15 protein-coding genes and 2 pseudogenes are annotated in these 17442 nt (G+C 64.1%); 13 read left to right on the forward strand and 4 right to left on the reverse strand.

The genetic code is table 11. The annotated features are described in order from the left end of the window. Positions 1-16: 16 nt before the first annotated feature. The 7 genes from ASE96_RS14370 (at position 17) to hxlA (ending at position 7038) form a co-directional block, all read left to right on the forward strand. Positions 17-1048: a fumarylacetoacetate hydrolase family protein gene (locus ASE96_RS14370; protein WP_082492757.1), complete on the forward strand. Its 1032-nt coding sequence runs from the start codon at positions 17-19 to the stop codon at positions 1046-1048. A 29-nt stretch (positions 1049-1077) separates the two neighbouring features. Continuing rightward, complete coding sequence (locus ASE96_RS14375; RefSeq protein WP_162238832.1) at positions 1078-1896, forward strand: ABC transporter substrate-binding protein; 819 nt, start codon at positions 1078-1080, stop codon at positions 1894-1896. A gap of 87 nt (positions 1897-1983) precedes the next feature. After that, positions 1984-3000, forward strand: coding sequence for a fumarylacetoacetate hydrolase family protein (locus ASE96_RS14380; protein WP_056431756.1), 1017 nt, complete (start codon positions 1984-1986; stop codon positions 2998-3000). Further along, positions 3000-3608: a cupin domain-containing protein gene (locus ASE96_RS14385; RefSeq protein WP_056431760.1), complete on the forward strand. Its 609-nt coding sequence runs from the start codon at positions 3000-3002 to the stop codon at positions 3606-3608. Before ASE96_RS14380 ends, ASE96_RS14385 begins: the two co-directional genes overlap by 1 nt. Beyond that, positions 3605-5575, forward strand: coding sequence for an acetoacetate--CoA ligase (locus tag ASE96_RS14390; protein ID WP_056431763.1), 1971 nt, complete (start codon positions 3605-3607; stop codon positions 5573-5575). The genes ASE96_RS14385 and ASE96_RS14390 overlap by 4 nt, the downstream gene beginning before the upstream one ends. Before the next feature lie 141 nt (positions 5576-5716). Continuing rightward, positions 5717-6307, forward strand: coding sequence for a 6-phospho-3-hexuloisomerase (gene hxlB / locus ASE96_RS14395; protein WP_056431766.1), 591 nt, complete (start codon positions 5717-5719; stop codon positions 6305-6307). A gap of 107 nt (positions 6308-6414) precedes the next feature. Further along, on the forward strand, positions 6415-7038 hold the full coding sequence (hxlA, locus tag ASE96_RS14400; protein WP_056431769.1) for a 3-hexulose-6-phosphate synthase: 624 nt from the start codon (positions 6415-6417) through the stop codon (positions 7036-7038). A 1187-nt stretch (positions 7039-8225) separates the two neighbouring features. On the opposite strand, the gene ASE96_RS14410 is transcribed toward hxlA, so the two are convergent. Further along, the gene (locus ASE96_RS14410) at positions 8226-9140 is read right to left on the reverse strand and encodes a LysR substrate-binding domain-containing protein (protein ID WP_056432222.1); all 915 of its coding nucleotides are present in this window, start codon (positions 9138-9140) and stop codon (positions 8226-8228) included. Between the two features lie 143 nt (positions 9141-9283). On the opposite strand from ASE96_RS14410, the gene ASE96_RS14415 reads away from it, so the two are divergent. The 6 genes and pseudogenes from ASE96_RS14415 to ASE96_RS18930 all read left to right on the forward strand — a co-directional run. Next, the gene (locus ASE96_RS14415; RefSeq protein WP_156367615.1) at positions 9284-10579 is read left to right on the forward strand and encodes a cytochrome P450; all 1296 of its coding nucleotides are present in this window, start codon (positions 9284-9286) and stop codon (positions 10577-10579) included. 27 nt (positions 10580-10606) lie between these two features. Beyond that, positions 10607-10930 (forward strand): 2Fe-2S iron-sulfur cluster-binding protein, encoded by a 324-nt coding sequence (locus ASE96_RS14420; protein WP_056431778.1) that lies wholly within the window; start codon positions 10607-10609, stop codon positions 10928-10930. 15 nt (positions 10931-10945) lie between these two features. Beyond that, a complete protein-coding gene (locus tag ASE96_RS14425) occupies positions 10946-12184 on the forward strand; it encodes an NAD(P)/FAD-dependent oxidoreductase (RefSeq protein WP_056431781.1) in 1239 nt (412 codons plus the stop codon). Positions 12185-12269: 85 nt separating this feature from the next. Continuing rightward, positions 12270-12422, forward strand: a complete 153-nt coding sequence (locus tag ASE96_RS18920; protein ID WP_082492779.1) for a helix-turn-helix domain-containing protein — start codon at positions 12270-12272, stop codon at positions 12420-12422. A gap of 246 nt (positions 12423-12668) precedes the next feature. Next, positions 12669-13210, forward strand: a pseudogene (locus ASE96_RS18925) (hypothetical protein); the annotation flags it as partial. Between the two features lie 43 nt (positions 13211-13253). Continuing rightward, positions 13254-13406 (forward strand): annotated as a pseudogene (locus tag ASE96_RS18930) (FCD domain-containing protein); the annotation flags it as partial. Positions 13407-14618: 1212 nt separating this feature from the next. On the opposite strand, the gene ASE96_RS14435 reads toward ASE96_RS18930, so the two are convergent. The 3 genes from ASE96_RS14435 to ASE96_RS14445 form a co-directional block, all read right to left on the reverse strand. Then, positions 14619-15290, reverse strand: coding sequence for a GAP family protein (locus ASE96_RS14435; protein ID WP_056431787.1), 672 nt, complete (start codon positions 15288-15290; stop codon positions 14619-14621). Between the two features lie 163 nt (positions 15291-15453). Continuing rightward, on the reverse strand, positions 15454-16533 hold the full coding sequence (locus ASE96_RS14440; protein ID WP_056431790.1) for a sulfite oxidase: 1080 nt from the start codon (positions 16531-16533) through the stop codon (positions 15454-15456). A 24-nt stretch (positions 16534-16557) separates the two neighbouring features. Beyond that, positions 16558-17424, reverse strand: a complete 867-nt coding sequence (locus ASE96_RS14445) for an enoyl-CoA hydratase/isomerase family protein (RefSeq protein WP_056431792.1) — start codon at positions 17422-17424, stop codon at positions 16558-16560. Positions 17425-17442: the final 18 nt, after the last annotated feature.

Below are 17442 nucleotides of genomic sequence, written 5' to 3' on the forward strand. Positions count from 1 at the left end.
GACAAATGGAGGATTCATGGAAGAAGCGCGCGTGAACGGATTCATGCTGGGCACTTTCGAGGACTGCGGGGAACAATTTCCCGGGGCCGTCTTCGGTAACACCGTCGTTGACCTGCGCACGGTGGTGCCGGGCATTAATCGGATCGGGGACCTGTTCGCCGAGTGGGACGCGCACCTGGATACGCTCGAGTCCATCGACCCGGCAGCGGCGGGCGCACGCCCAGTCGAGGAGCTGAAAGTGCTGCCGCCGGTGCAGCCGGTGGGCACCATCATCGCCGCGGGGGCGAACTACCGTGAGCACGTCCTGCAGATGAGCGTGGCCCACAAGCTCGGCAAGGAAGGGGCCGATGCGACGCAACTGGCCGCTGACGCGGCAGCCGAAATCGATGAGCGCGGCCGCTCGGGCGACCCCTACGTCTGGACCGGGATCCCCTCGGCGGTCTGCGGCGCCTACGATGACGTGCAGTTGCCGGATGTCGGCGGCAACGTCGACTGGGAACTGGAACTCGGCGTTGTCATCGGCCGCAGGGCGCACCGGGTCTCGGCCGACGACGCTTTCGACTACGTGGCCGGGTATACGATCGTCAACGACATCACGGCGCGCACGCTCGTACCGCGCAACGACATCGCGATGATGGGCACCGACTGGTTCCGGGCGAAGAACCAGCCGACCTTCTTTCCCACCGGCCCCTACGTGGTGCCCAAGCGGTTCATCCCGGACCCGGCGAAGCTGCGGATCCGCTTGAGCCTCAATGGCACGCCGATGCAGGACGCCCTGGCCGATGACCTGCTCTTCGACATCCCGAGCCTGATCGCCTACGCCTCCTCGATGGCCGTGCTGCTGCCCGGGGATGTCCTCATCACCGGTTCGCCGGCGGGAAACGGTTCGCATTGGGGCCGTTTCCTGAGGGACGGCGACGTGATGGAGGCGGAAATCAGCGAACTCGGTACCCAGCGTTCAACGGTCCGTGGGCCCAGCGGGCAGTTGCCGCCCTGGTATGTGGATCGCCCGGACGCGGTCGCCGCGGCCGGCGGGGCCGCCCCGTGATCCTGCGCCAAAGCCATTTCGTCCCGCCGGTGTCCTATCTGCTGGCGGACGAGCTGGGATTCCTGCGAGGATCAGAGGTGCTGCCCACCCGGACCACCTCGAGCGCCGAACAGCTGAGGGCCTTGCTTGCCGGGGAGCAGGACATGGTAGTCACGGCGATCGACAACCTGTTCGAATGGACCCGGGCAGGGGCCGACCTGCGCCTGGTTGCCCAGATCGAGGCGACCACGCCGCTGGGCCTCCATGCCCGCGGCGACGCGGATTCCCTCGCGGACCTGGCCGGGTGCCGGTTCGCGGTGGACGCCCCCGACAACGGTTTCGCGCTCATCGCCAAGCGCCTGCTGCTCGACGCCGGCGTCGAGGTCAACTACGTGGTGGTCGGAGGCGTGCGCGAACGACTGGACGCGCTGCTCGGCGGCCAAGTCGACGCGGCCCTGCTCGGGCCACCGTTCGACAAACTGGCCGAACAGGCCGGGATGCGGCGCGTGGTGGATGTCAATGCCCTGCTGCCGGAATTGCCTGGCCAAGGTCTGGTGGTCCGCGCCGAGCTTCTCGAATCCGAGGAACTGGAAGGCTACCTGCGCGCACTGGTGTGCGGGGTAGAGGCCGGACAGTCCATGGCCGAGGCGCAGGGCATCGAGTTGCTTGAACGCCGCGGTTACCAAGCGGCGGCCGCGGCGGCCTGGGGCACGCGCGCCCTTACGCTCACGGTGGATCGCTGCGGACTGGAGTTGCTGACCGAGATTCGCCGAAGCCTGGGCATGCTCCCGCCGGACATTGGTCTGGAGGAGCTCTGCGACGGCGAACCACTCCTGAGGGCCACCCTTTCCGGCACTATCGGTAACTGAGCTTCACCCGCACGAAGTTGTCTATTGCAACTCCGTAAACCCGATGCGATACTGTACGTATCGTATGAGAGACTTTGAGGAGCAACCATGAAACTGGGACGTATAACAGTGCCAACGCCCGACGGCGAACAGATTCGACTCGTCGCGGCCCAGCCGGAGCAGGGCCGGGTTATTGACCTTGCCCGCGCCTATGCCCTGACGCTGCAACGCAAGGGCGCCGAGCCGGATCGCGCCCGGGCACTTGCCCTGGCGGTGCTTCCCGGAAGCCTGGCAGCGGGAATCGGCGGAGGCTCCATCTTCCTGGACTCTGCCCACGAGGCGCTTGCCGCAGCAGACGACGCTTCGTACGCCATCGACGACGTTTCATGGCGCGCGGCGGTGGACTCGCCGGTCATCCGCGACGGTCTGACCTTCGAGCAGCACATCCAGAACTTCCACCGCATCGTTGCCAAGGCCCAGCCGGCACGCTCCATCTACGAGCGTCCGGGCTATTTCAAGGGCACCACTGCCATGTCCTACGGCCACAATCAGGAACTGCCCTACCCCGACTTCACCGAGGCCCTCGACTGGGAACTCGAGGTCGGCTACGTCGTGGGCAAGTCCGGAAGTGACCTGACCCCGGACACGGCGCTGGACCACCTCTTTGGCATCACCGTCTTCAACGACTTCAGCGCACGCGATATCCAAGGCGCGGAAATGGCGATCGGCATGGGCCCGCAGAAGTGCAAGGACTTCGGCTACGGCATCGGCCCCTGGGTCACCACGATGGACGAAATTGACTCCATCGAGGGGTTGCGCGGCCAGGTCCGCGTCAACGGCGAGGTGCTCTCCGATACCAAGGTCGAGGACTTCGTCTACACCCCCGCCGAGTTGCTGGCCTACGTCTCGATCTCCGACCGGCTGCAGCCGGGCGACCTCATCGGTTCCGGCACCATGGGCTTCGGCGCCGGCGTTGAGATCGGCAAATTCCTGAAGCCAGGCGACGTCATTGAGTTGGAGCTCGAGGGCGTCGGCACGCTGCGCACCCCGATCTCCACCGAACGCCAAAAGGCCCCCTGGTGGCCCGAGCCCCGCACCTACCCCCACGAAGAATGGGTGGTCTGATGACCCGGCCCCCAGTCCGTCGCATCGTCACCGGGCACGACGACCAGGGGCGCGCCATCATCCTCTCGGACGGGGCCGCGCCCAACCACTGGTCCTCGGAAGTGATTCCGGGTTTCGGTGCCACCGTGCCATGGCTGACCGCAGCCGGACCCATCGACCACGTCACTGACGCCGACCCGGCCACGGCCGACGCCGAGATTCCCAGCTTTCCCGCCGCCGGCGAGACGATCCTGCGAATTGCCGACTTCCCGCCGGACTCCGTCTATCCGGATGAGGCGGGCTCGGTGATCTTCAGCGAGCTCGACGGGCATGACGAGGCTGAGGCAGGCGCCGAGCACAGCGGATCCAAGCACTTCTGGTTCCACCGCACCCACTCGCTGGACTACGCCGTCGTTCTCGAGGGCGAGATCACCCTGCTGGTCGACGAAGGTGAGGCGACCATGCGCGCCGGCGACGTGGCGGTGCAGCGCGCCACCAGCCATGCGTGGTCCAACCGCACCGACACCACGGCCCGGGTACTGTTCGTGCTGATCGGAACCGAGCCCGTCACTGCAGCCCAGATCGCCGAGCAGCGCCAGCTGGCCTCCCAGCCCTTGGAGACCGCATGATCACCGACGCCCATGCCGCTGACGGCGAGGTGATCTGGCAACCCGAACCGGAGGGCGGCGCGGAGACAGGTGTCGGACGTTTCGCCGACTTCCTCGGCGGGCAGGGCATCGACGTCGGTACCGGCTACGACGAGCTCTGGCAGTGGTCGGTGGATGAGCCGGAGCAGTTCTGGGAACTCTTTGCGCGATTTGCGGGAGTCGAGTTCGGCGGGGCGGCAGGGCCTGTCTACTCCACCGACGCCATGCCGAACACGCGCTGGTTTCCGGGGCGCACCCTCAATTTCGCCCGGCACCTGCTGCAGGGCCACGAGGGGACCGCACTCATCGGCATCGCCGAGGACGGGACGCGCGAGGAGGTCACCTGGAATGCGCTGAGGCGCGAGGTGGCCTCCCTCGCCGCGCACCTCCGTGCCCGCGGTGTCGGCCACGGGGACCGGGTCGTCGGGATCCTCCCGAATGTTGCCGAGGCCGTCGTCGGGCTGCTCGCCGCTGCCTCGATCGGCGCGATCTGGTCCGTTTGCGCCCCCGAGTTCGGCCCGGGCGCCATCGTTTCGCGCTTCGCCCAGCTCGGCCCAAAGATTGTCATCGCCGCCCCGGGCTACATGCTCGGCGGGAAGGACCGGGACCGCCGGGCGGAGCTGGAGGAAATCTTCACCCAGCTCCCCACCCTCGAGCACGTGATCTGGGTGGGGCGGCACACTTCCATCCCGAGCATCCCAACCCAGGTTCCGGCCGTGGACTGGGCACAGGCCGTGGCCGAACCGGCGGAGCTCGTCTTCGAAGACGTCGAGTTCAGCCACCCCCTGTGGGTCCTGTTCTCCTCCGGGACAACGGGCATCCCCAAGGGCATCGTGCATGGCCATGGCGGAGCGCTGCTTGAGGAAATGAAAATGCTCCTCATCCACTCCGACCTGCGGCCCGGGGACCGCTACCTCAATGTGGCCTCGACAAGCTGGGTGCTGTGGAACGCACTCGTCTCCGCACTGGGCGTGGGGGCGACGGCGGTGCTCGTCGACGGAAACCCCACCTTCCCGTCGATCGACCGGGTGTGGCAGATTGCCGCCGCCGAGCAGGTCGCAGTCCTCGGTGTGGGTGCCGGATTTGTCCATTCCTGCGCGAAGGCCGCCCTGGTGCCGATGCGCGAACACGACCTGGGTGCCCTGAAATCCCTTCAGGTCACCGGATCGCCGCTCTCGGCCGACGGCTACCGCTGGGTCTACGGCAATGTGGGTGACATCTGGTTGAGTTCGATGAGCGGTGGAACCGACATCGCCTCCATCTTCGTAGGAGGATCCCCGACACTGCCGGTGCATGTCGGCTACATCCAGGCTCCAGCCCTCGGAGTGCGTGTGGAGTCGTGGGATGAAGCCGGCAATCCCACCCGGGGCAAGGGCGAACTGGTGGTAACCAAGGCAATGCCCTCAATGCCGCTGAGCTTCTGGGGAGACGACGGCACCCGTTACCACGAGAGCTACTTCGGCATGTATCCGGGAGTGTGGCGGCACGGGGACTACATCGAGTTCACGCACCGGGGCATCCTCATCCACGGCCGCTCCGACTCGACCCTCAACCGAAACGGGCTCCGGCTCGGTTCGGCAGACATCTACATGGTGGTCGAATCGCTGCCGGAAGTCGCCGAGGCACTGGTTGTCGGCGCGGAACTCGGCACTGACTACTACATGCCGCTGTTCGTCCACCTGGCCGACGGCGCCAAGCCGGACGTGACCCAAGAGGCGATCACCAGATCCATCCGCGAGAACCTCTCCGTCCGATACCTGCCCGACGAGATTGTCTTCATGCCCGGAATTCCGCATACCCGCACCGGAAAGAAGCTGGAAGTCCCCATCAAGCGGCTTCTGCAAGGAGCGCGGCTGGAAACGGTTGCAGATCTCGGGTCGGTGGATGATCCCGTGCTGTTGGAAGAATATGCCCGGTTTGCCCTTGAACGGCACGCGGTATCACCCTAAGCGGCACCGCTACCGGCTTCGGACAGGTTCGGCCCGCCGCAATGGGTGATGTGCGCCGGGAAGTATCGAGGATAAAACATCCAGCGACTCAACGGCTGGCTAAATACGGCTCACCCCGTCAAAGGAGAGACATTGGGAACCATGCCAACAGCAACACCTGTCAGTCAAAAAACCGCGGGCGCCATCGGCCACAGCTTCACTCTGATCCGGGGCGAGGTTGGAGAGACGGCAGACTGCATCAATGAACAGGAACTTGCTCACCTGGCCACCCATCTCACCACCGGTAACCGGGTGTTCGTCGCAGGGGCAGGCCGCAGTGGCCTGGTTCTCAGGATGGCCGCTATGCGGCTAATGCATCTCGGCCTCACGGTCCACATCGCAGGGGACACCACCACTCCTGCAATCCGCGCCGGGGATCTGCTGGTGGTGGCCTCTGGATCCGGAACAACGTCAACCGTGGTGAAGGCGGCAGAAACTGCGGCAAAGGTCGGTGCAAAGGTGGCCGCATTCACTGCCAACACAAAATCCCCACTGGCTGCAGTATCCGACATGCTCGTGGTTATCCCGGCCGCGCAGAAAACCGACCACCAATCGGGTGCGTCCCGGCAATATTCCGGAAGCCTCTTCGAACAAGTGCTATTCCTCGCCACCGAAGCGGTGTTCCAAGCCCTCTGGGAGGAAACCAGCATTTCTGCCGAACAGCTCTGGACCCGGCACGCCAATCTCGAGTAGCAGGACTCAGGATGGCGACGACGGAGGCGACGACTGATGCAGCGGAAACACCCGGCAACAACCCCCGAATTCCTTTTGCCCCACAATTCCTAAAGAAAGAGCCGATCATGAAACTCCAAGTTGCAATGGACCTCCTCACCGTCGAAGACGCCCTCGAATTGGCCGCCAAAGTAGCCGAATACGTGGACATCATCGAACTCGGAACACCCCTGATAAAGGCTGCAGGCCTCTCCGCTGTCACCGCCATCAAGAATGCCCACCCCGACAAAATCGTTTTCGCTGACATGAAGACCATGGACGCCGGAGAATTGGAGGCCGACATCGCCTTCAAAGCCGGCGCCGACCTGGTATCGGTCTTGGGCAGTGCAGACGACTCGACCATCGCCGGCGCCGTTAAAGCCGCCCGTGCGCACGGCAAAGGCATCGTCGTGGACCTCATTGGGGTATCCAATAAAGTCTCCCGCGCCAAGGAAGCGCGTGCCCTTGGCGCCAAGTTCGTGGAATTCCACGCCGGCCTTGATGAGCAGTCACAGCCCGGCTATGACCTCAAGGGGCTCCTGGCCGCCGGCGAAGAAGCGCGCGTCCCCTTCTCAGTAGCCGGAGGAGTAAACCTCTCGACGATCAACGCTGTCCAGCGGGCGGGGGCGGACGTGGCCGTAGCAGGCGGCTCAATCTACGGAGCCGCGGATCCCAGCCTGGCCGCCAAAGAACTGAAGGCCGCCATTATCTGACGCTTCCTTTCCATCACCTGCGGCGGCCGCACGTGCAAAACATGCGGCCGCCGCATCCAACCCACTCACAAGGAACCGGAGGGACAAATAGTGAGTATGCGATGAATGCTGGTGCCACGCTTCAGCCACGGCCCACCCAGCGTCCCAACCACCAATGGGAATACCTGAGCCCAGGCGACGGCGTCGAGGTGTGTCTGGGGGATCTCCAGTACGCCGGATGGGTAGACGCGGTCGGAGACCGCGGGCATCTGATTTGGGTGATCGAGAACGGAACGGCTGGCCGCCGGCTGTTCCTGCGCGGGGATGGCGTCACACTATGTCCCATCTGACGGTACTTCCCAACCCGACTCCGACCAGATCCGCGGTACACGATCAAAGCCCTTCCCTCCTGGAATATTCGGAAGAGTGGCGCGAGGTGTCCACGGCTGACCCAAATCTTGTCGACAAGTTACTGAACGAGGCTGAGTCGTCGCTCGTCGAAGTGGCCCTGAACCGCCGGCCCGCCTGCATTTTGGTCACCCGCCATCACGCAGGCCTGTACGTCCTAGAACTCAGTGAAGAAGTGCCGTTCGGGGAATCCCGGGAGCGGTCCGCCTGGTAAGAGAGCGTTCCTGCTTCCGGAACCACGTGGTCATTAGCCAGGCGTCCACTCGAGAGCCAGCACGCAACGCAGCCTGATCCCAGGAGCAGACCGGCGAGCACTGCTGGGGCGTAGAAGAAACCGCACCTTCGGGCTGATAGCCGCCAGCCAGAACCTCGGCGCCCTTGACGCAGCGCGGGGGAGCAGATCGGCCGGCAGGCAACGGGCGGGCCACCGACACCCACGCCCGCCCAGACAGGATCAGGAATTGCTTTCGAAATCATCGATCGTTATGCGCCCGCCGAGGCGTGGAATTCGTCCTCTCGGCGGGCGGGGCGTTTGAGGACATCGCTGCGATAGCGCGCAAACGGGAGGACTGGGCCACCAGGCCATCAAGCCACCCAATGGACGCACGCCCTTCGAGAAGGTCTCGAATCGATGTCGGTAATTACCCTTGGGAGGTCAGCTGACTGACTTGCTGATGGTTTGGACGTCTCCAAAGACTTCGCGTGGCTCGAGCCCGCGCAGGGGTTCTCACTGTTGAGTCCGTCCAGGAATGGGGTGGGCGCCGACCCTCGGTCTTGATTCTTCTGGCGCCCGGCGGTCGCTATTCGGGTTCAATGGCGTCGAGGACCTCGACTGCATACTGGATGACAGCCAGTGCCCGGGCAGTCAGCATCGTTTCTTTTGGCCAGACCGCAACCACGGAGGTCTGGCCGGCGCGGGGGCGAAGGTGCCGGGTCACGAGTCCCTTGCCCTCGCTGGAAACCGGGATCTGGTTGGGCCGCGACATTAGGAGGCTATAGCCGAGCCCCCGTCCGACCATGGCCCGGACAAGATCGATTTGCGGGACTATTGCACCCACGTTTGGCTTGAGCCCACGCTGAGCGAACATCAACTGCGTATATTCCGTACTGGGGGCCGTGTTGAGCATGATGAGTGGCTTGGTCGACAGAGCAGCGAGATCCACGTCGTCTTCTTCAGCAAGTGAATCGTTGGCCCCCAGAACGGCCATGACTTCGGTCTTGTAGATGACCCTGCGCTCAACGTCCGCTGGCAAGCCAATGTCGTAGACGATGGCCGTGTCCAGCGTTCCATCTTCAAGTGCCGGCAAAAGGTTGGCGTGGTCTCCTACCGTGATGCTGATTTCGACCTTGGGGTGGAGGCTTGCCATGCCCTCAAGCACGGCGGGCAGGACGTTGCTTGCCAGGCCCGTATAGCAGCCCAGCGACATCGGCCCCTTCAGCTCGCCGCGGATCTCACCCAATCCGTCTGCCAGTGCACTGGCCTCTCGAAGCAGTTCCCTGGCCCGCTTCGCAAAGTGGCGCCCAGTCGGCGTCAGGTGCATGCCCCGGGCCTTCCTCCGGATGCACAGTTGTTCCCCCAACGCTGCCTCCAGCTCGCTGATGGCATGCGAGAGCGCGGATTCGGAGATGTGGAGCTGTTGCGCCGCGGATCCCAGGGTGGTGTGTTCCGGCAGTGCGGCGAAGAGTTCGAGCTGACGAAACGTGAATTTCGGCACGAATATCACTTCTCCTAAAGAATCGAAATACTTCTGCTGATATTCGCAGTTTACTAGAGAAAGTTTGCCTGTGACACTGATTACACAAGGAAGTGCCAGCAGGACCGGCTACACAACGACGTGCCAGTAGGAGTAAGACAACAATGACGACACAAGCCGCACAGTGCCCCTTCCACGGGAACTCGGAGACCCGAAGCGATGACGCGGCCTCGGTGCGCGGTCGTAGCGATCAAGCTCGAACCACCGCTTCGCAGGACGCCGCCGACTACCCCGTGGCTGACTGGGTTGACGTGGCTGCACTTGCATCGAATCCCTACCCGACCTATGCCCGGCTGCGGGCAGAGTCGCCGGTCGCCTGGGTTCCGCAGCTTAACAAGTTCCTCGTCACCAGCTACGGCGGCTGCCACACGGTGGAACAGGATCAGGAGATCTTCAGCGCCAACGTTTCCGGCGCAACGATGACCCGGGCCATCGGTGCCCAGCCGATGCTGCGCAAGGATGATCCGGAGCATTCAGTAGACCGGGCACCGGTGAATCCTCTTCTTCGTCCCAAGTCCATCAAGGAAGTCTGGGGCCCGGTTTTTGAGCGCAACGCCGAAACCTACCTTGAGAATGTCGCCGAGCTTGGCCCAGAGGAGGCGGACCTGAACCGGGACTATGCCGCCCCTGTGGCCTCGCAGAACCTCATCGACCTGCTGGGGCTCAAGGATGTATCAGTGGAGCAGGTCCGCCGCTGGTCCCACGACTTCATCGCGGGCATGGGCAACGTCCTGGACGATCAGTCGATCTGGGACCGGTGTGACGCTTCGACCGCGGAGGCCGATGCTTTACTCAGGGAACTGATCCCCTACTACAGGCAGAATCCGGATGCCTCGATGGTGTCCGCGTTCGCAAACAGCGGGCTGCCAACATCCAACGTTGCAGCGAATGTCAAGCTGACCATCTCCGGCGGAATGAATGAGCCCCAGCACATGGTCACCAACATGGTCTGGTCCCTCAGCAACCACGACGAACAGCGGGCGCAGGTCCTCGCCGACCCCTCGTTGTGGGCGTCGGTGTTTGACGAGGCCGTCAGGTGGCAATCACCGATCGGCATGTACCCGCGCCAAACGACCCGGGAAACCGTCCTGGAAGGGGTCCGGATCCCCGCCGGCGCCGGGATAGGCGTTGTGGTTGCATCCGCCAACCACGACGCCGCCCACTTCGGCGCCTCTGCAGCAGACTTTGATATCCACCGGCCAAAGCGCCCCCACCTCGCTTTCGGCAGCGGCGTCCACCTCTGCGCCGGGCACTGGGCCGCAAAGACCTCCATCGGTCAGATTGCCGCACCGATGGCCTACAAGCGCTTCCCAGGGCTTCGTGTAGACGAACGGCGGAATGAAAGCTGGGACGGCTGGGTCTTCCGCGGCCTGACCAGCCTTCCCGTCACCTGGAACTAAGTGCACCCCCGAATACAAGGAGCAACGATGCCCACCGTCACCTACACCCAGCCAAACGGCACCCAGCAAACCCTCCAGGTCGAGGAAGGCACAACACTGATGCGCGCCGCCGTCAGCAACGGCATTGACGGCATCATCGGCGAATGCGGAGGGCAGGCCATGTGCGCCACATGCCACGTCTACGTGCGGCCGCAATATGCACAGGCGCTGCCCGAGATCAGTGACGACGAAGACGAAATGCTCGACTGCGCCACCGCGGAGCGGATGGACAGCTCACGGCTGGGCTGCCAGATCAAAATCGACGCAGAACTGTCAGGGATTGTCGTCGACATCCCTGCCGGCCAACTCTAAAAGCGGGGCAACGACATGAGCGTTGTCATCATTGGCGGCGGACAGGCCGGCCTACAGGTCGCCGATACGTTGAGGACCGAGGGGTACGGGGGCGAGATCCATGTGATCGCCGAGGAATCCGGACTGCCCTACCAGCGCCCGCCGCTGTCCAAGGACTACCTGGCCCCGGGCCGGGCGCCGGCTCCCTTGCCGCTGCGCGGCGCTTCCTTTTTCGTGGACAAGAACATCACACTCCATGAAGGCGCCCAGGCACTCGCCATCGACCGGGCGGAACGGAAGGTGAGGCTCACTGACGGTTCGCTCGGCTACGACCACCTCGTCTTCGCGACCGGCGCCCGAAACAGGGTGCTGAACTGCCCGGGCGCGTCCCTGGCCGGCATCCATGGACTGAAAACCCTGACAGATGCAGAAGCGCTGCACACGGCGCTGCCCACCGCCCGCAATATCGTCATCATCGGCGCCGGATTCATCGGACTGGAATTCGCCGCCGCCGCCCTGGCCCACGGTTGCGACGTGACCGTACTGGAATTCGCGCCTCGCCCGATGGGACGTGCACTGACCCCCGTCATGGGTGAGTGGTTCGCGGCTGCCCACCGCTCACAAGGCGTCGACCTGCGCCTCGGCGAAGGCATTGACCGCTTCGAGCCCGGCGCGGATGGCCGCGTCGGAGCCGCAGTGTCCACCACAGGGGCTTCCTATCCTGCTGATCTGGTCCTCGTGGGCATCGGCGTGCAGCCCAACGACACCCTGGCCTCGGACGCCGGCCTCGAAACCAGCAACGGCGTAGTTGTCGATGAAACGCTGCGCACAGCGGACCCTGCCGTTCTGGCGATCGGCGACTGTGCCAGTTTCCCCAGCGCACACGCCCAGGTCCGTCTGCGTCTGGAGTCAGTCCAGAATGCCACCGATCAGGCCCGTCATGCCGCACGCACGGTCCTAGGGGCTAACCACCCGTACACGGAGCTGCCTTGGTTCTGGTCCACGCAGGGCCCATACCGGCTGCAGATGGCAGGGCTCGCACGACCCGATGACGACACGCTGGTCCTGGGTGATCAGGCGGCAGCTAAGTTCTCCGTCCTCTGCTTCAGGGACGGCGTCCTCACGGCTGTGGAATCGGTCAACGCGCCCGCGGACCATATGGCGGCCCGCAAACTACTCGCCGCCGGCACGGGCATCACCCGCGACCAGGCAGAAACCGAGGGGTTCACCCTGAAGGCAGCTGCCAGCACCCCGTTAGTCCCAGTAGTCGCCTGACACGGATTACCCGTCACCGCCCAACAAACCGGCAGCACAGTTCGATGCCCCAGGGTTTCCCCTCGGGGTAAAGCGCTCACACCAACTGGAGAACCATGAGCATGTCGGAGTCTCTCGGACGACGGTTTCCTTTGTCCTAAACGGCGGACCGGGAAACGGAATTCCACAAGAAACCCGTGACCGCGTCCACCGAGCAGCCGATTCCGCACGCTCTCCGGACGCGGCATTGTGCTACTGACGAGGCTCGGGGTTGAATGCGTTGATCTTCTTCTGTTTCCGCCTGACACAGCTTGCGTAGTGTTTGACAGCCCGATATTCAGACAAGGCTGTCGTCGGTTAGCCAGATAAGCGACGAGTTCTCGCGGAATAAGATATCGGAGTTTGGGCAAGTCCAACTCTGCCTCGCGGTGCTCTGTGACCCTGGAGAGTCCGTGTCGAAGCGGCAATGCTGACGAGAAATGAAGCAGCATAGGAAGCGATAGTAAGTCCCGTTCAGCTGGGGCACCATGCCACGGCGGACGGCCGCTGGAGAATTTACGTTTTCGCCGACTCCGGTGTACCTCAGCAGGGACGGCAGGGGACAGGCCAAGGCGCTCACTCGGCCACTGAACTGCTCGCCGAGTGGATGATGAAATCTCCCGAATCCCCGCTGGCCGTCACGCCGGCAGGCGCTGATCCTGATGCTTGGTTCGACGTCAAAGTCATCTACCGACAAGAGCGCCACAACATCGACATCGGCGCCGTACCGGCAGTATTCAAGCCACAAGTCGGCCCGTTCAACTCACCGGCTACGAAAAGGTCTACGGCACCGACCCGTCAGCCGACATTTCCGACTTGCGCGGTCTGGACCGCCGCGGCGCAGTCGTGAACGTGCGCCCGGACCAGCACGTGGCAAACGTTCTACCCCTCCCGGCAACGGCAGAGTTGGGCGCGTTCTTTGCACCCCTCCTGAGTCCTTCCTCAACCGCGTTTGGCGTATCTACCGTACATCCAGCCACCGCACCATCGGTCCCGGTGCGGATCTAGGAGAACTGAGCTCTGGAACGCGGGGGTGGCCGACACCCCAATCATCATGTTCGCGGGCCAGGACAAGGGCGTGAAAAACATGAGCGTTGACCGGCACTATGACATCGTTGCGGCGATCGAGACCGGTGACGCGTCCCTTGCCCGGACGACGAGCCGGGAGCACATGGACACCGCTGCCGCGAATCTCGTGGCTTAACACTCGATTGCCAAGGCCGAACTGGAAGCCAAGCGCAGAGTCACATCACGCGCCGCGAGCAAAGAACCACTTGGTAGTGTCTTCCAACGCCGATATCGGGTCTTTCGTCATCTGGCTAGTACGCGGGGAGGGGGTCTGAGGGGCACCGCCCGGTCATGCGGCTCTGGACACTGCTGACCATGAAGGGGATGAACGGAGGTGGAATCGTTATGAGAAGCCTAGCGACCGACAGCCCTGCGCGGTCTGCCCAAGAGTCCGCTATGAGCGAGGGAATGACCAGGTTGCTGCCGCACGTGGAATCCTACGGCTTGTTCAACTTTGTCGAGACAGAGAAATGCCGCACCCTGTCAATGCGGGGTGCGGTCTTGGTGGGGAGTAATGGGGTGTGGACAGTGTCCACACTTTGGGTCTCGGACTGGGTCGTACTGGTGCCGGACTGGGCCGGATTGCGGAGGTTTGCGGGGGAGTGGCTTGTATTCAAGGGCTGGAACCCGGTTCGAGTCCCACCTCGGGCACGTGTTTTCCCTGTTCAGGGGCTTGTGGGCCTCTGAGTGTGCACAAACTGTTCACTTGTGGGCCCCTTTGGGGGCCTTTTTTGTTGGTGGGCCGGTGCTGTGGCCGGCGGCTCCTTTCCTTGGTTTCGGGCAGCGATGGCGCTGCTTACTTGTTCATGGTCGGGAGCGCCGCTAACTGTATGACTGGACGCTGGCTGGGCGAACGTCGTTGCCTTTGCTGGTCTGCATTTCTTGATGTCATGACTGTTCATGGCGCCGCTGCCGGGTAAGTGCATGACTTGGTGCGTCTTGTTGACGGTCAGGCGGCTAGCGCTTCCTTGAGCCCGCGGCGTGCCCGGTCGGCACGGGGGAGTACCCGGTCGGTGAACGTCTTCTCCGATGACGGTCCAAGAGCAACCGGGGCATTTTTCCGGGCGGCGAGGTCGTGGTCGTTTGCGGATACGTGGGGCGCATCCGATGAGGAGCCCGGTTATGGCTCTGAAGCGACCGTTTGGCAACGGGCCGTTCACCGGCCAGGATCAACCCATCCGCCATCGGCTCTTAGACATACCCCGTCTGGTCCTCAACCGAGGTAACAAGTACGTTTTCGTCCCAGGTCTGCGTGCCCACAGGTGGCTGTCAGGGTTGCAGAGCAATGCGGGAGACCCCGAGTCCTCGGCCGGATTCGGGGCGCCTCGTGTAGTCGCTTGCCTTCGCTTCAGAGGCTTCCGATCCCATTACCAATGACCACCACGCCGAGCACGAGCAGAAGGACCGTCATGAGTGTTGGGTTATTCTGCACGAGCCAGTCACGCAGCGACTTGAGCGGCGCAGTCATCCGTTTCGACGCAATGAGGTAGGCGATCACCGGGATTGCCACAGTACTGGCCGCGATGAGCACGAAAATGGCGATTGCCAGGGATTCTTCGGCGCGGGTGAGTCCACCGGCGCCGATGACGAGGCCGGCCGCGATGGCCATCAGAAGATTCTTTGGGTTTGCCGCTGCCAGAAGGAAACCGAGGAAGGTTGCGCGCCCGGTGGTCACGGTATCGATGGTGGCCATCCACTTGGGAAGTGCCGCCTTTTCGCCGGGTATCGGGCGGCTGCGCCATTGCCGTACCGCGAGGACGAGAAGCCCAGCGCCCAAGAGAATCTTGATGGTCCCCGCGATCGGTTTGGAGGCTTCTGGGTCTTCCTCGGGAATGAGGCCACTGAGTAGGGTGAAGACTGCGACGGCGGCGATGATGCCGACGACCCAGCCGACGAGGAAGCCCACGCTCACCGCCTTCGCCTTCGGGGACAGGAGCATGAGAATCGCGGCGATGATCGGGATGGGGCTGATCGCAATGCCGAGCGCCAAAGGGAGAATTTCCCCGATTACCGTTCCCATGAAAGCTTCCCTTCGCGCAGTCGGCGACAGTCGGTGACAGCCCGAATCCAGGGCGAGCCGCGACCAGGGACGACATAGCCGGTGTCCCGCTCGGGTAGCACCGGACGCTTTTGCACACAATCATCTGCCCCGACCCCGCCCCAGGACCACCGGCGCCTGGAAGTTAGATGACGTCGACGTAGACCACCTCGACGGCGTTGTTGCCATAGCCGAGCCGGTTCCACGGCGGGACTTCGGGTTGGACGTTTCCAGCCGCGTCTGTAGCCCTGACGCGCACGGTGTGGCGTCCGATGTCGTGGGCCTCCCAGTCGAACGACCATTCCTGCCAGTGGTACGGGCCTGACGGGGGCTGAACGGTGGCCGGGTACCACTCGCCTGCGCCCGTGAGGCTGACGTCGACGCCTGTCACCGGGCCCGTGCCGGACCAGGCCTTGCCCCGCACCGTATGCGTGCCGGCGGCGATGGTCGACCCGGCGGCCGGGGCGGTGATGCGCGCCCGTACGCGCATGAGGTCGACGGGTTCCGGTGCACGGTCTGCCCATTCGTACATGTAGTGCCCGGTCTGGAACTCGCCTACAAACGTCTCGGTCAGAACGTCGATGCGCTTAAGCCACTTCACGGAGGCCACGGCATACCAGTGCGGGACGATGAGCCGGAAGGGTGCCCCGTGGTCCTGGCCCAGGGGCTCGCCGTTCATCTCGTACGCAATGAGTATCTCTGCAGCCGGATCGGCGGCGTGGGCCAGGGGCAGAGCGCGGACGAAACTCAGGTCGTCCTTGTTGGTGTCGGCGAGCACCGGGGTGAGGTGGTAGGCGCCGTGGTCGGCGCCCTCGAAGCGCACGTCGACGCCGTTGGCGGCCGGACGCGCCTTTGCCAGCACTTCATGCAGGAAGGCGCCCTTCCAGCGGGCGGTCGATACGGCGTAGTCACCCCAGGGCTCACCGGTGGGCAGCGGACGCATTTCCAGCCGCCCGTTCCCGGCGCATTCGAGCGTGACCGCCCGTTCGTGCGCTGGCATGGCCCGTAGCTCGTCGAGCGTCAGTGTCAGGGGGTGGTCCACCGCGCCGCCGATCTCGAGCGTTCGGTCGTGGGCGGGCAGCGCGAAGTTGCTGCGGACGTAGTGGAGCTCGGTGGGGGTGATGTCGCTGGCGAGGGCGGCGGGCGGCGCTTCGGCGTTGTACGGTGCGGGGTTGATCATCTGCAGCGCGGAACGCGCGGCACGGAGTTCGTCGGTCGTTTCCATGGCTAATCTCCTCGTGGGTTTTGGTCAGTACTCGGCGTCGCGGAAGACGGGTTCGCGGTCTTCGTTGAAGGCGCCGATGCCTTCGATGCGGTCGGGATGGAGGGCCGAGCGCCAGTGCGCTTCCATCATGATCGCGATCGCCTGCTCCACCGGCTGCCCCGCTCCGAGCTGCACGGCCCGTTTGACGGCCTGGACAGCTGTCGGGGAGTTGCCCGCGATCGTCTCCGCAATGCGCTGCGCCGCGTCCGCCAACTCGTGCTGGGGATGGATCTCGTTGACCATGCCGAGGCGGTGCGCTTCGGCCGCGGTGAGCGGGTCCCCGGTCATGAGCATTTGCATGGCCCTTCCGGTTCCGAGGAGGCGCGGCAGGAACACCGGCGAGCCGCCGCCGGCCGAGAGGCCGATCATCGCCTCCGGCTGGCCGAAGGTGGCGTTTTCGGAGGCGATGATGAAGTCGCAGCTCTGGGCGAGTTCGCACCCGCCCCCGTAGGCGATCCCGTTAACGGCGGCGAAGAGCGGCTTGCGCAGTTGTCTCACGGTGTACAGCGTGCGATCGAAAGCCTGCCGCTGGCGCAGCCAATCCTCTTTGGTCATTTTGTTGCGCTGCCGCAGGTCGCTGCCGACGGAGAAAGCCCGCTCACCGGCGCCGGTGAGTACGACGACCCGCACGGCTGTGCGGACGGCGATCGTTTCGACGATCTCCGTCAGGCGGGCGCCCATCTCGGTCGTGATCGCATTGTCGGCCTGCGGCCGGTTGAGTGTGATCACCGCAATCTGGTCGTCCTTACGATAGTCCACGAGGACGGAGGACTCAGGTTCCACGGCATCGGCGGAAGGCCGGGCGAAATCGAGCTTCTTCCAGCGGTCGGTGCCCGCGGGGGTGGTGCTCATGGCGTGCTCTCCTTTGTC

Origin of the sequence: Arthrobacter sp. Leaf69 (assembly GCF_001422645.1) — a bacterium.
Lineage (GTDB): Bacteria > Actinomycetota > Actinomycetes > Actinomycetales > Micrococcaceae > Arthrobacter.

Excerpts from the sequence above, each read along its gene's own strand:
- ASE96_RS14370 (WP_082492757.1), top strand. The coding sequence starts at position 17 with ATGGAAGAAGCGCGCGTGAACGGATTCATGCTGGGCACTTTCGAGGAC.
- ASE96_RS14380 (WP_056431756.1), top strand. The coding sequence starts at position 1,984 with ATGAAACTGGGACGTATAACAGTGCCAACGCCCGACGGCGAACAGATT.
- ASE96_RS14385 (WP_056431760.1), top strand. The coding sequence starts at position 3,000 with ATGACCCGGCCCCCAGTCCGTCGCATCGTCACCGGGCACGACGACCAG.
- ASE96_RS14390 (WP_056431763.1), top strand. The coding sequence starts at position 3,605 with ATGATCACCGACGCCCATGCCGCTGACGGCGAGGTGATCTGGCAACCC.
- hxlB (WP_056431766.1), top strand. The coding sequence starts at position 5,717 with ATGCCAACAGCAACACCTGTCAGTCAAAAAACCGCGGGCGCCATCGGC.
- hxlA (WP_056431769.1), top strand. The coding sequence starts at position 6,415 with ATGAAACTCCAAGTTGCAATGGACCTCCTCACCGTCGAAGACGCCCTC.
- ASE96_RS14415 (WP_156367615.1), top strand. The coding sequence starts at position 9,284 with ATGACGACACAAGCCGCACAGTGCCCCTTCCACGGGAACTCGGAGACC.
- ASE96_RS14420 (WP_056431778.1), top strand. The coding sequence starts at position 10,607 with ATGCCCACCGTCACCTACACCCAGCCAAACGGCACCCAGCAAACCCTC.
- ASE96_RS14425 (WP_056431781.1), top strand. The coding sequence starts at position 10,946 with ATGAGCGTTGTCATCATTGGCGGCGGACAGGCCGGCCTACAGGTCGCC.
- ASE96_RS14435 (WP_056431787.1), bottom strand. The coding sequence starts at position 15,290 with ATGGGAACGGTAATCGGGGAAATTCTCCCTTTGGCGCTCGGCATTGCG.
- ASE96_RS14440 (WP_056431790.1), bottom strand. The coding sequence starts at position 16,533 with ATGGAAACGACCGACGAACTCCGTGCCGCGCGTTCCGCGCTGCAGATG.
- ASE96_RS14445 (WP_056431792.1), bottom strand. The coding sequence starts at position 17,424 with ATGAGCACCACCCCCGCGGGCACCGACCGCTGGAAGAAGCTCGATTTC.